At 73.1% G+C, this 13,557-nt stretch carries 8 protein-coding genes; 2 read left to right on the top strand and 6 right to left on the bottom strand.

Going from position 1 to position 13,557, the window contains the following annotated elements; translation table 11 throughout:
• The first annotated feature begins 93 nt into the window (after positions 1 to 93).
• Both OG272_RS06640 and OG272_RS06635 read left to right on the top strand, forming a co-directional pair.
• Positions 94 to 1,158, top strand: coding sequence for a BadF/BadG/BcrA/BcrD ATPase family protein (locus tag OG272_RS06640; protein WP_405892839.1), 1,065 nt, complete (start codon positions 94 to 96; stop codon positions 1,156 to 1,158).
• Positions 1,159 to 1,469: 311 nt separating this feature from the next.
• A complete protein-coding gene (locus OG272_RS06635; RefSeq protein WP_405892838.1) occupies positions 1,470 to 3,842 on the top strand; it encodes a glycoside hydrolase family 3 N-terminal domain-containing protein in 2,373 nt (790 codons plus the stop codon).
• Here OG272_RS06635 and OG272_RS06630 read toward each other — a convergent pair.
• From OG272_RS06630 to OG272_RS06605, 6 genes are all read right to left on the bottom strand, one after another.
• Positions 3,806 to 4,720: a carbohydrate ABC transporter permease gene (locus OG272_RS06630; RefSeq protein ID WP_326584421.1), complete on the bottom strand. Its 915-nt coding sequence runs from the start codon at positions 4,718 to 4,720 to the stop codon at positions 3,806 to 3,808. The genes OG272_RS06635 and OG272_RS06630 overlap by 37 nt on opposite strands.
• Positions 4,717 to 5,736: a sugar ABC transporter permease gene (locus OG272_RS06625; RefSeq protein WP_326584422.1), complete on the bottom strand. Its 1,020-nt coding sequence runs from the start codon at positions 5,734 to 5,736 to the stop codon at positions 4,717 to 4,719. The genes OG272_RS06630 and OG272_RS06625 overlap by 4 nt, the downstream gene beginning before the upstream one ends.
• Positions 5,737 to 5,738: 2 nt before the next feature.
• Positions 5,739 to 7,112: an extracellular solute-binding protein gene (locus OG272_RS06620; RefSeq protein ID WP_327730824.1), complete on the bottom strand. Its 1,374-nt coding sequence runs from the start codon at positions 7,110 to 7,112 to the stop codon at positions 5,739 to 5,741.
• 183 nt (positions 7,113 to 7,295) lie between these two features.
• Positions 7,296 to 8,042, bottom strand: a complete 747-nt coding sequence (locus OG272_RS06615; RefSeq protein WP_405895992.1) for a peptidyl-prolyl cis-trans isomerase — start codon at positions 8,040 to 8,042, stop codon at positions 7,296 to 7,298.
• A 74-nt stretch (positions 8,043 to 8,116) separates the two neighbouring features.
• Complete coding sequence (locus OG272_RS06610) at positions 8,117 to 12,433, bottom strand: NEW3 domain-containing protein (RefSeq protein WP_405892837.1); 4,317 nt, start codon at positions 12,431 to 12,433, stop codon at positions 8,117 to 8,119.
• Positions 12,434 to 12,562: 129 nt separating this feature from the next.
• Positions 12,563 to 13,447, bottom strand: coding sequence for a MurR/RpiR family transcriptional regulator (locus tag OG272_RS06605; protein WP_326584425.1), 885 nt, complete (start codon positions 13,445 to 13,447; stop codon positions 12,563 to 12,565).
• Positions 13,448 to 13,557 lie beyond the last annotated feature (110 nt).

The raw sequence follows: 13,557 nt of genomic DNA, 5'->3' as shown, positions 1-13,557 counted from the left end.
GGCGAGGGCGGCGTGCTGATGGCGTCCTCCTCAGGAGATGGACCTTGTGTCCGGCGAATGTATCAACCACCATGGACGGCAATGAATAGTGATTTGAACCAAGCTTTCGCGGATTCTCCGGCTGCCGGGGAATCCGCGGTCGCCGCGCCTTCCCCCGCCTACGTGGTCGGTCTCGACGCCGGCGGCACCCGTACCCGTGCGGTCCTCGCCGACCTGGGAGACGGGCGGGTCCGGGGCGAGGGGACGGCGGGGCCGGGCAACTCGCTGACCGTGCCCGGGCCGGCGCTCGCCGACCACCTCGCCGAGGCCGTCGGGCAGGCCGTGCCCGACGGACTGCGCGGGCGGGTGGTCGCGGTGGCGGGCGGTTTCGCGGGGGCCGGTCACCAGGCCCAGGGCGCCGACGAGCCCGGCCGGGTACGGGCCCGGGCCGCCCTGTCCGCCGCGCTCGCCCGGCTCGGTATCACCGCCGCCGCGGTCGGCGTCCACAGCGACATCGAGACGACGTTCGCCGCGGCCCCCGGCCACCCCGCCGACGGGCTCGTCCTCGTGGCCGGCACCGGCGCGGTCGCGGCCCGGATCGCCGGTCGGGTGCCGACCGCGACCTCGGGCGGTGACGGCTGGCTCCTCGGAGACGACGGCGGCGGCTTCTGGATCGGCCGCGCGGCCGTGCGGGCGGCCCTGCGCGCGGCCGACGGCCGCAGCGGGCCCACCGCGCTCGTCCTGGCCGTCGGCCGGGACCTCGGGCTGCCGACGGAGGTTCTGCCGCCGGAGGGCTACGGAGCCACCGGCGCCGTCGCGTGGAGCGCCGAGCGGCGCACCGCCTACCGTGCCCGGCTGCTGCCCGCCGTCATGGACCGGTCCCCCGTCCGCCTGGCCGACCACGCGCCCGCGGTGGTGCGGACCGCGGAGGAGAAGGACGCCGTCGCCGTGCGGATCCTCCAGGAGGCCGCCCGCCGCCTGGCCGAGACCGTCTCGGCCCTGGCACCCCGCCCGGACGAACCCCTCGTCGCCACGGGCGGCCTGCTCGCCCCGAACGGCCCCCTGCTGTCCCCGCTGACCGAACGCCTGGCCCCGCTCGGACTCGCCGTCACCCCGGTGTCGGACGGCTCCCCGGGCGCCGTCGCCCTGGCCCGCCTCGCCCACGCCACGGGCGGCTGAACCACTCGGCCCGCCCGACGGCCAAACGATCGCCCGAAGACCGCCCGACGGCCGCCAAACGATCGCCCGAGATCGCCCGGCGCCCCTCCGATGACTGCCCGAGACCGCCCGGCAACCCGCACGACGGCTCTACGACGACCGCGGCGACGACCGTGACCACACCCTCACGCCGACGCGGCCCGACTCCCACACCGACAAAACCCACCCCCCGACAAAACCCACCCCCCGACAAAGCCCGTCCCCGACAAGACCCGTCCCCGACAAAGCCTCTCCGCCTACCAGGCCCTCCCCCCCGCCGACAAGGACGACCCATGCCCCCTCAGGACCGGACGGTCGCCCCGGCCGCCGCCCCCGCGCAGCCCCCGTACCTCGACCCGGCCGCCCCCCTCGACACCCGCGTCGCCGACCTTCTGTCCCGCATGACCCGGCGCGAGAAGGTCGGCCAGCTCAACCAGCGGATGTACGGCTGGGACGCCTACCGCCGTACCCGGGACGGAGACTTCGAACTCACCGACGCCCTGTACGCCGAGACCGAGCGCTTCGCGGGCCTCGGCGCCCTCTACGGTCTGATGCGCGCCGACGCCTGGTCCGGCGTCGACCACGGCCACGGACCCGGGGCCGACGACAGCGCCGACCTCGCCGACCTGGTCCAGCGCCACGTCCTGGAACGCAGCCGCCTGCGCATCCCCGCCCTGTTCGTCGAGGAGGTCCCGCACGGCCACATGGCCCTCGACGGCACGGTCCTTCCCGTCAACCTGGCCGTCGGCGCCACCTGGGACCCCGCCCTGTTCGAGCGGGCCGCCGCGCATGCCGCCGCCGAACTCCGTGCCCGCGGCGGCCACGTGGCCCTCGTCTCCGCGCTGGACATCGCCCGGGACCCGCGCTGGGGCCGTACCGAGGAGTGCTTCGGCGAGGACCCGTACCTCGCGGCCCGGTTGACGGAGGCACTCGTCCGCGGAATGCAGGGCGTGGAGGGAGCGGAGGGTGCGGAGGGTCCGGGGGGAGCGGAGGGTCCGGGGGAAGCGGGGGGAGCGGGGGGAACACCGGGCATGGACGGATCCTTCGCCCCCGACCGCGCCCCCGTCGTCCTCAAACACTTCGCCGGCCAGGGCGCGACGGTCGGCGGCCGCAACTCCGCCGAGTCCGAACTGGGTCTTCGCGAGCTGCGCGAGATCCACCTCCCGGCCGCCCGCGCCGGAGTCCGGGCCGGCGCCGCCGCCGTCATGGCCGCCTACAACGAGGTCGACGGCCTGCCCTGCTCCGGCAACCGCGCCCTCCTCACCGGCCTGCTCCGGGACCGCTGGGGCTTCGAGGGGCTGGTCATGGCCGACGGACTCGCCGTGGACCGCCTCGCCCGCATCACCGGTGACAAGGTCTCCGCAGGCGCCCTCGCCCTCGACGCCGGGATCGACCTCAGCCTCTGGGACGAGGGCTTCACGCACCTGGCGGAGGCCGTCGAACGGGGCCTGGTGAGCGAGACCGCGCTGGACGCCGCCGTCGCCCGGGTCCTGCGCCTGAAGTTCCGCCTCGGCCTGTTCGAGAACCCCTACGCGCGGCGCGCGTCGATCCCCGAGCACACCGGGCGCGCCCTGAGCACCGACCTCTCCCGCGCCTGCGTCACCCTCCTCCACAACCCGACCGGCGTGCTGCCCATCGGCCCCTCGGTACGCCGTGTCGCCGTGCTCGGCCCGCACGCCGCCACCACCGCCCACCAACTCGGCGACTACACCGCCCCGCAGCGCCCCGGCACCGGCGAGAGCGTCCTCGACGCCCTGCGTCGGCTCGCCCCGCCCGGCACGGACGTCCGCCACACCGAGGGCGCGGCCCTCACCGGCGCCGACCGCGCCCACATCCCGGCCGCGGTCGCCGAGGCCGCGGCGGCCGACCTGGCCGTGCTCGTGCTGGGCGGCAGCAGTGCCCGCACGCCCGACACGGAGTTCGACGCCAACGGGGCAGCGCGGACCGTCGTGTCCGAGATGACCTGCGGCGAGGGCGTCGACCTCGCGGGGCTGCGCCTGGGGGAGGCCCAGCACGCGCTGCTGGACGCGGTCGTCGCGACGGGGACGCCGACGGCGGTCGTCCTGATCCAGGGCCGTCCGCACGTGGTACCCGACACGGCGGGCGCGCTGCTCACCGCCTGGTACCCGGGCCCGTGGGGCGGCGCCGCGATCGCCGAGGTACTGCTGGGACTCGCGGAACCCACGGGCCGACTGCCCGTCTCGGTGCCGCGCTCGGCGGCCCAACTCCCGGTCCACTACAACCACAAGGACACCGAGTACGGCGCCTACGTGGACGAGAGCGCCGAGCCGCTCCACTCCTTCGGGCACGGGCTGTCGTACACGAGTTTCGCGTACGGCACGCCACGCCTGTCCGGGTCCGCCGTCGAGGTCGACGTCACCAACACGGGGAAACGGCACGGGCGTACGGTCGTCCAGGTGTACCTGCGCCGGCTGATCACTCCCGTATGGCCGCGCACCCTCGAACTGTGCGCGTTCGAGGGCGTCGGCCTGGCGCCGGGGCAGCGCCGTACGGTCTCCCTGTCCTTCGACGTGCCCACGGGGGTCGGCGCCGTCGAGATCCGCGTCGCCCGGTCGGCACGAGAGGCGCTCACCGTCCTACCCCTGGTCCTGGACCTGAGGGAGCGGCCTCAGAGCTTGACGGCCCCGGAGGACACCCCCTTGTAGAACCACCGCTGGGTGATCACGAACAGCACCAGCACCGGGATCACGGAGATCACCGAGCCCGCCATCACCATCCGCTGGTCGTAGCCGAAGGAGGAGGACTGCAGACGGGCGAGGCCCAGGGTGAGGGTGAAGTGGTCCTCGGTGCGCAGCACGATCAGCGGCCAGAGGAAGTCGTCCCAGGCGCTGATGAAGGTGTTGATGGTGACGACGAGGATCGCTCCCCACGCGGACGGCAGATACAGATACCGGAACCGCTTCCACTCGCCCGCCCCGTCCAGCATCGCCGCGTCCTCGATCTCACGCGGCACGGCGAGGAACGCGGCCCGCATGATGAGGACGTTGATGGCGGCGACGAAGCCGGGCAGCCAGACGCCCGCCACGTTGTCGAGCAGGCCGAGGTCCCGGATGCTGAGGAACAGCGAGACCATGATCGACTCGAAGGGGAACATCATGGACGCCATCAGCAGCACCCAGACCAGCTTGCGGCCCTTCCAGCTCGGCTTGGAGAGCATGTAGCCGGCGAGCGTGGAGAACACCAGCTGGCTCGTGACCGACAGCGCGACGACGGCCATGCTGTTGCCGATGTATGTCCACACCGGGACCTGCGCGAACACCTCGCGGTAGGCGCGCAGCGTCGGGTCGCTCGGGAAGAGGGAGGCGTTCTCGCCGAACACGTCCTCGCCTACGCCCTTCAGCGACGACAGCAGCTGCCACAGCAGCGGGCCGACCGTGATGCCGAGGACGAACAGCAACAGCAGGTAGCGGACGACGAGTTCGCGCGGCCGGCCGTAGTCCCGCCAGCGCGGCATCAGGCGCCGCCGCTTCTCCACCCCGGGCACGGCCGCCGCCGTCCGCTGCTCCTTCACGGCGGTGGTCATGACGCGTCCTCCTTCGTCAGGCGCTGTGCGAGCAGCGTGAGGCCCAGGGTGAGGACGAAGAGGGCGACGCTGACCGCCGAGCCGTAGCCCGCGTTGCCGGTGAGCGGGTCGAGGGCGACGTCCCGGATGTAGAAGGGGAGGGTGCGGTCGGCGCCACCGGGGCCGCCGGTGGCGCCGCCGAGCATGTAGATCTCGGTGAACACCCGCAGCGAGCCGATGCCGGTGAGGGTGCCGACCAGCATCATCGAGGTGCGGACACCGGGCATCGTGACGTGCCAGAAGCGGCGGATCGCGCCCGCGCCGTCCACCGCGGCGGCCTCGTGCAGTTCCTTCGGGACGTTCCCCAGCGCGGCCAGGTAGAAGATCATGTACCAGCCGAGGCCCTTCCACAGGGTGAGCCCCATCGCGCACAGCAGGATCAGCCAGGAGTCCGAGAGGAACGGGATCGCCGACCGGATGATGTGGGCCTTCTGCAGCCAGGTGTTGACCAGGCCCTGGTCGCTGAGCAGCCACTGCCAGCTCAGGCCCACGACCACGCTGGAGGCGAGGACCGGGGTGTAGAAGGCGGAGCGGAAGAAGCCGATGCCCGGCAGGTTCTTCTCCACCAGCACGGCCAGCATCAGCGGCAGCAGCACCATCAGCGGGACCACGATCAGCGCGTACAGCACGCTGTTGCGGGTGGCGAGCCAGAAGTCGGCGTCGCCCAGCATCCGCGTGTAGTTGTCCAGGCCCACGAACGAGGCGGCGCCGCCGAGCGGTTTGGCGTCGGTGAACGACAGCAGGAGCGTGTTCAGGAACGGGTACAGACCGAAGACGGTGACGCCGATGATCGCCGGTGACATCCACAGCCACGGCAGCCACCAGCGGCGGTACAGCGCGGCGCCGCCCGCGTCGGCGGTGGGGCCCGGCCTGAGGGCCCGCAACGGGCGGCGCCGGCCGCTCGGTGCCCCGGACCGGGGGTCGCGGGCGGAGACCGCGACCCCCGAGCCCTTGGTGGGGGGAGAAAGGGTGGTCATACTCAACTGCCCTGCTCGATCAGCTCGTTGGCCTTCTTCTGGGCCTCGTCGAGGGCGTCCTGGGCACTCTTCTTGCCCTGCATGGCCAGCTGGATCTGGGCCGTGATGGCGTTCAACTCGCCGGGGGTGAGGGCGATCTCGTCGGCGGTGGAGGTCTTGCGGTCACTCGCGACGATCTTGCGGGCCTCGGCGAACGGGTCGTCGCCCTTGACCGACTGGAAGAACGGGTCGTCCAGGGAGGCCGTGGTGGAGGGGAAGATGACGACGTTCGGGTCCTTCGCCCACTCCAGCTGGTTCTCCGCGTTGGTCAGGAACCGTGCGAAGGACAGCGCGGTCGCCGCGTTCTTGCTCGTGGACGCGACACCCACGTACTGCGGGGCGCCGACGGTGTGGCCCAGGTCGTCCAGCATGAAGCGGGCGACCCCGGTCTTCTTGTAGACGCTCGGGTTGTTCTGCTGGATGAAGCGCAGGAAGTTGGGGTTCGTCGGGCCGTAGACCAGCTTGCCCTGACCGTAGACGTTGGCCGGGTCCTGGGTGGAGGAGAGCGAGTCCCTCGGCATGCCGCCGGCCTTGTAGAGCTTCGTCATGGCCTCGACCCACTGCGTGGTCTTCGGGTCGTCGGCGAAGGTGAACTTCTTGCCGTCGGACGACAGGATCCCGATGTCCATCTGCTGCCAGTCGGCCGGGATGCGCAGCTGCGGGTTGGCGAGGAAGGCGTAGTACTTGCCGTCCGAGGCCTCGGCCACCTTCTGGGCGTCCTCGAACAGACCGAGCACAGTCGTCGGAGGTTTGGCCGGATCCAGGCCCGCCTTCGTCATCAGGTCGGTGTTGAAGGTCTGCACGATGCCGCCGGAGTACCAGGGCAGCACGCTGTGCACCTTGGCGCCGGAGGAGTCCGCGTACCTGCTCGACTTCCACAGGTTGGGCACGAACGGCTCGCCCGCGTCCGGCGCCTTCTTGTCCAGGTCGAGCAGGTAGCCGTTCTTGGTGAGCGCGATCGCCGTGTTGACGTTGATGTTCACCACGTCCGGCAGCGTGCAGCCCTGCGCGTCCGCGACCAGGCGCTGGGTGAACGTGGCGTCACCCGGGTCGTCGACCCACTTCACGGTGGTGTCGGGGTGGGCCTTCTCGAAGGCCTTGATGACGCCGTTGAAGTAGCCGCCGAAGTCTTTCTTCAGGTTGGTCGTCTGGAAGGTGATCGTCCCCTTGACGTCGCCGGTGAGCTTCCCGGAACCGACGTTGCCCTCGTCGACCTTGCAGCCGCCGGCCGTGGCGTCCCCGCTGTCGGAGCCCCCGCCCGACAGGCCGCAGCCGGCGGCGGTCAGGGTGAGGGCGATGACGCCCGCCACGCATCCGGTCAGTCTTCTCGCGCGCATGTTGCCTCCTGCGATCAGTCAGCTGCTGGGTCACGCTGCTGGTTCAAATCACCAACTTGGACTCCGATTGATGAAAAGGTGGACCAGAATTCATCGGAGGTCAATGCCTAGCCGTGTTGCTTTTAGGTTCCGAGTCGTCGGTGAGCCGTCGGTGAGTCGTCGGTGGGTCGTCGGCCGCGGGTTTCAGTGGCGGTGTTCGTGGTCGGGGTGCGACGGGTCGCCCGGGTGCTCGTGCCCCGGCGTGTACTCCACGTCGGCGCGGGCCCGGTCCAGCCAGTCGAAGAACGCCTGCCGCCCCATCGCCCGCCGCAGCTCCCGCACGACGTCGTCGTGGACCGCGTCGTACGGCAGGAAGTCGCCCGGTCCCGCCCCGCCGTACGGGTCGACCCCGCGCCGCAGCGCCTCCGGGGTGAGGAAACGGTCCGGATTGCGGTCGTAGTAGCCCCGTACGGCCTTCTCCGGCACCCTCTGCTCGGCCTCCAGAGCCGACAGCAGGGTGCGCGCGGCGGGGGAGTGGGCGAGCGCCACCGCGATGATGCTGCCGAGGTCGGCGACCTCGGTCCCGGACACCGCGAGCCCCCGCGCCGGCGCCCGCTCGGCTGGTGGCGCGAGCCCCCGCGCGGCACACGCCCGCCGGGCCAGCTCGTCCGCGACGACGACCTGCGTCGCCCATCGCCGCCGCTGCCGCTCCGCTCGCGCCTGCCCCTCCGGCCGTGCCTCCCGGTCCCGGGCGGGCACGGCGTCCAGTACGGCGTCGACCCGTTCCCGGGGGACGGTCTCACCGCCCACGAGCGCCGCGTGCGGGCTCGGAACCGGGTGCCCGTGCGGCGGGGCATGGCTGCCGGGCGCCACGTGGCCGCTGTCTCCCGCGTACTCGTCCGGCTCCGCGTGTCCGGCCGGTGCGGGGCGTCCGCCCGGCTCGGCGTGCATGCCGTGCGCCGGGTGCCTGTGCGGCGGGGCGTGGTCGCCCGGTACCGTGCGGTCGCCGTGCGCCGGGTGCCCGCTCATGGCGTCACCTCCAGTACGACCGCCTCCGTATAGGCCACGCAGCCGTGCCAGCCGGCCTTCGCCATCAGCCAGTACGACCCCGGGGGCACCGCCGAGCCGTCCACCTCGACGACGCGGTCCGCGCTCTCCCCGGGGGCCAGGGCGAACCCCTGGAGGCCCGGCTCGACGCCCGCCCAGGTGCCCCAGGGCGACAGCGCCCACAGCGTTCCGCTCACCGGGCCCCGGGTCGTGTTCCGCACGCGCACCGGCACGCGCACCCGCTCGCCCCGGCGCACCTCGACCCGGTCGACGCCCAGCTCCAGCACGACACTCGGCCCGGTCCGCCCGTCGGGCTCGCCCTCCGCCGCCTCGCCGGGCACGTCCAGGGCGACCACGTCCTCGAACGTCTGCCCGCCGTACGCCAGCCGCGCGGCGAGCGGGTAACGGCCGGGCACCGGGTCCGGCGGCGGTGCCACGGTGACCTCCGTGAGCGAGAAGCCGCCGGGACCGAGCGCGTAGGCCAGTTCGGCGGGCTCGGCACGCCAGCCGGGTGGGACCTCCAGGGCCACCGTGCCGGACACCGGCGCGTCGGTCAGCTCGGAGGAGATGCGTACCGTCGCGGTGACCGGGCCGTCGGCGGTCAGCGCGGCCGGCGAGAGGTAGACGGCCACGGGCATGTTCCCCCGGGGCGCGGGGCCGGAGTTGTGCAGCCAGTACCGGGTGTGCACGGGCTGCGCGGGTTCGTGCGCGGCGACACCCGGGCCCTCGATCCGGCGGCCGTCCACCGGCGAGGCCAGCACGGTGGCCACCTCGAACCCCGTCAGGTCCAGCTCCAACGCCCCGTCCGTGCCGGGGGTCAGGGCCTCACCGGGCCGCTCCAGGACGTCGGCCCGGCTCCCTCCGGCCCACACCGACGGACCCGTCACCCGCGCCCGCACCGGCCGTCCGTCCACCTCGTGTGCCCGTACGACGACCCCGCGCGCCGGGTCCGCGGGCGCGGTACCGCCCCGAGCCAGCGGCGACCCGGCCGGCTTCAACGCGTCCAGCACCACCCTGCCCTCGGGCTCCAGCGCCAGCAGGGCCGCGGACCTCGGCAGGCCGGCCGGTGCCCCGGCGGGCTCCCGCAGCCGTGCCGTGAGCGGATGGTCGGGCTCCCGCAGTCGCGCCGTCAGCGGATGGTTGAAGGCGTGCCCCTCGCGCGGCCAGCTCAGGTCGCGCCAGTCGCCCTCGCCCGCGACGACCGCGTACTCGAAGGTGTGGGACCAGCGTTGCAGTTGGAAGCCGGAGCCGTCGGGGGCGGTGCGGCGGGGCGGGTCGACCCAGATACCGGAGGGCCAGCCGGTGCAGGAGCGCATCAAGGACATGTGGAGATCGCCGGAGGAGGTGACGACGCACCCCGGGGTGCCCCGGTTGAGGATCGCGAAGCCCCGCCCGTCCCAGGCGTCGCCCGGCGGCAGCGCCTCGCCACCGCCGGCCGCGGTGGCCCGTACGGTCGCGTCGTCCAGGTCGGCGACGAGCGCGTCGACGGCCTTCGCGTCGTCCTCGGGGCGGGCGCCCGCCACCACGAGCAGCGGCAGTCGCTCCAGGTCGCGCAGGTCGGCGCCGGGCACCCACTCCTCGCGCAGGGAGGCGCGGGGAGCCACCCACACCGATGCCAGGCCGTCCCGGGCCAGTTGGCGGCGCAGTTCGCGGGCGGCGGCCGGGTCCCAGCCGAGGGCCTCGGCGACCAGGGAGTTGCGCTCCGGGCCGCCGACGGCGATACGGATGTCGGGCAGGTTGGAGTCGACCTCCAGATCGCCGTAGCGGGGGCCGCCCGCGATCGTCGAGGTGGCCGTGACGCCCGTGCGCACCAGGGCCGCCGCGAGCGGGGTGCCCAGTTCACCGGCGGTGTCCCAGTCGCTGAAGATCAGCTCGGCGACGCCGACCGACCGGTGGCCCAGGAGCGCGCCGGTGTCGTCGTGGACGGCGACCCGGGCGGTGGAGCCCAGCCCGAACCAGGTGTTGGCGGGGTTGTCCAGCGTCCACGGGAACTGCTCGCTGTCCACCTCCACGAACCCGAAGCCACGCCCGATCACCGCGTCCGCGACCTCGTGCACCGGCAGCCCGCCGCGCACGTCCGAGGGCCAGCGGACCCGGATCAGCCGGTCGGCGCCGTCATAGCCGTCGAGGGTCGTCGTCACGTCCAGCCGGTCGACGCCGGCCCAGAGCGTGAGCCGCTGGGTGTAGCGGAAAAGGCCCAGGTCGGCGCGGACGGTGAGGCGGGAGCCGGCCGACGAGTGCTCGACATCGATGTCAGCCGTCACGTCCCGGCTGCGGGCGGCGGTGGTGCCGGTCGGGGTGAGGTGCCAGGGGCCCTCGCCGAAGCGCGGGTGCCTCGGGTACTCCTCCTGCACCACCAGCTCGTTGCCGATGTCCCCGGCGCGCAGCAGCTCCCGGCCGTCCTCGCCGTCGGCCCCGGCTTCGGCGAGCGCGCGCAGACTGCTGACGCCGCCGCCGCGCGCGGGGTCGACGGTGACCTCGTAGAACTCGTTGCGGATAGTCGTGCCCTCGCCGGCCGTCCAGCCGGCCACCGAACCCTCCGCGAGGGCGAGCGCCTTGAGGCCCATGCCGGGCACCTCCGGCACGACGACCTTCAGTTGGCCGTCCTCGCGCACGGCCGGCAGCGGCAGCCCCGTGTGGTCGAGCGGGACCCGGCCGGGGTCGGCGACGCTCAGCACGTCCCTCCGCTGCCAGGTCGCGGAGTTGAAGACGACCAGGTCGGTGCCGTCGCCCGGCAGTGGCACGACCCGGTCGGCGAGCGCCTGGGTGGCGTCGGCGTGCACGGTCTCCGCGAGGTCGTACAGCTCCCGCCAGCCGGTGAGCAGGTCGATGTACACCTGGTCCGACTCGGAGCCGGTGATGGCGTCGTGGTGGGCGCCGTAGATCAGCTGCCGCCAGGCCTTGTCGAGGGCCGCGTCCGGGTAGGGGTGCCCGGTGGTGAGGGAGGCGAGGGTCGCCCAGGCCTCGGCGTCGGCGAGCAGCGCCTCGCCGTACCGCTGGGCCTGTTTGGTGTCGATGTAGGAGACGTCCTTGCCGGTGTAGACCGGGTTCATGTCCCGGGTCTGCGGGGACGCCGTGCGCCCCTCCCGCTCCAGCTCGGCCCGTACGGCGGCGAAGAAGTCCCGGGGGATGCCGCTGACGAACCGGGGCCAGACGTACCGCTCGTTCCAGTCGCGGTGGATGCCCATGACCCAGCGGCACGGCGGGGCGTAGTCGCCGCCGACCGGCAGCAGGACGTTGCGGGTGAGCGCGACTTTCTTCAGTCCCCGGAAGAGCTTGAGGGCGGCGGCCTCCGCCTCGGGCAGGGTGGGGGCGTTGTCGATGGCCCAGCCGGCGCCGTAGTGGTTGACCATGTACGCGGTCAGCAGCCCGCGCCCGGAGGGGGCGATCCAGCTGAACTCCGCCGGGAACTGCATCCGTTGCGGGTCGCGCGGCTCCTCGCCGAACACCGACAGGGTCGGCCCCCACTGGTGGAACGGGCCGCGCGCCCACGAGCTCGACGTGACCCCCGCGTCCGCCATCAGCCCCGGGAACTGCGGGTCGTGCCCGAACGCGTCCAGCTGCCAGGCGGTCTCCGGCGCGGCCCCGATGATCCCGCGCTGGAAGCCGTCGCCGTACAGCGCGTTGCGTACGGTCGCCTCGGCGCCGGTGAGGTTGGTGTTGGGCTCGTTGTAGGTGCCGCCCATGATCTCGACCCGGCCGGTGCGGATCAGCTGCCGCAGGAAGGCCCGCTCCTCGGGGAAGGCGTCCCAGTAGGGCTTGAGGTAGTCGACCTCGGCGAGCACGAAGGTGTACGCCGGGTCGCGCCGGGCCAGATCGCAGTGGGCCCGCACCAGGCTCATCCCGCTCTGCCCGCGCGAGTCGAAGGTCCGGGCGGGCAGGCCCGTGACGGCCGGGTCGTCGGCCACGTCCCAGGTCTCGGTGTAGGCGGCCTGGGTGTTCCACCAGACGGGGTCGTAGTGGAAGTGGCTGACCATGAACATGGTCCAGCCGGGCTCGGCGACCGTGAACCCGGCGCTGTGCCGGACGACCCGGTCCCCGTCGGCGGCCGTGACGGTGATCTCGCGGCGGTCACCGGGAACGAGGCCGTCGACGGCCACGGGTATCTCGGCGCGTACGGTCCCGTCCTCGCCGACGGTGACGGCGGTCTCCCCGACGCCCCGCACGCCCGGCCCCTCCGCACACAGCCGGACCGGCCGGCCCGGGTCGTGCTCGACCTCGACGGCGACCACCTGGTGCGGCTGGTCCTCCGTCCCGACGAAAAGCTCGGTCGACTCGACAGAGATGACGCGCATGAGGCTCCTACGAGTGCTCGGCGGAGCCCCATCCTGGCAGCGCGGGATGGTTCAATCAACCATGCATCGGAATACTGGTTGATTCATCCATGCATACTCGGTCGGCCCGAAGGGGTAACCGAGGCCCGGTCAGCGGCTCCGCCGGGACTTCACGGCGTGTGCGCCGGCGATGTGGTCGGTCAGCGCCAGGGAGGCGCTCGCCCGCTGGTAGGAGAGCTGGCCGACGCGGACGTAGAGGCAGTCGATCAGCATCAGCACGGAGTGGCGGGCGCCGATGCTGCCGGTGCGGAAGCTGGTCTCCGAGGAGGAGGAGATGAGCCGGATGTCGGCGGCGCGGGCCAGCGGTGAGCGCGGGTCGGCGGTCAGGGCGACGGTGGTGGCGCCACGGTCCTTGGCCAGCTCGAACGGCTCGATCGTCTCGCGGGTGGCGCCGGAGTGGGAGATGCCGATCGCCACGTCCGCCGGGGTGAGCAGGGCGGCCGAGGTGGTGGCCGCGTGCACCTCGGTCCAGCCGCGCACCGCGCAGCCGATGCGGAACAGCCGGGTCTCCGTCTCCTGCGCGACCGCGCCGCTGCCGCCGACGCCGTACACGTCGACGCGCCGGGCGCGGGCCACGGCCTGGGCCGCGCGCTCGACGGAGTCCAGGTCGATCCGGTCGATGGTCTGCTGGACGGCCCGCAGATCGGCGGTGCCGACGACCTGGACGACCCGCTCCAGGCTGTCGTCGGGGGAGATGTCCGGGCCGATCTCGGCGCTGCCCCACTCGGAGGACTCACCCCGGCCCCGTTCTTGGGCCAGCTCGATCAGCAGGTGCTGGTAGGAGTCGAGGCCGATGGCCCGGCAGAACCGTGTGACCGTGGCCTGGGAGGTGCCGGTGCGGCGGCCCAGCTCCGCGGCCGAGCAGTGCGTGACGGCGGCGGGATCCTCCAGGATCAGCTCGCCGACCTTCCGCAGGGAGCCGGCCAGCCGGGGCAACTCGGTGCGGATCAGGGTGGTGACATCGGTCGAGGGCATGCAGAGAAGGTATCAGCCACCCGTTGACCCGATGGCTGAATACCAGGACCGGACTTTGCTGCCGCACTCGGGGGTGAACTGCGCCATTGCCCTCGATGCCGAGCCTGTGA

The organism is Streptomyces sp. NBC_00104, assembly GCF_045160825.1.
Lineage (GTDB): Bacteria > Actinomycetota > Actinomycetes > Streptomycetales > Streptomycetaceae > Streptomyces.
This window is presented reverse-complemented; position numbering and strand designations above follow the sequence as displayed.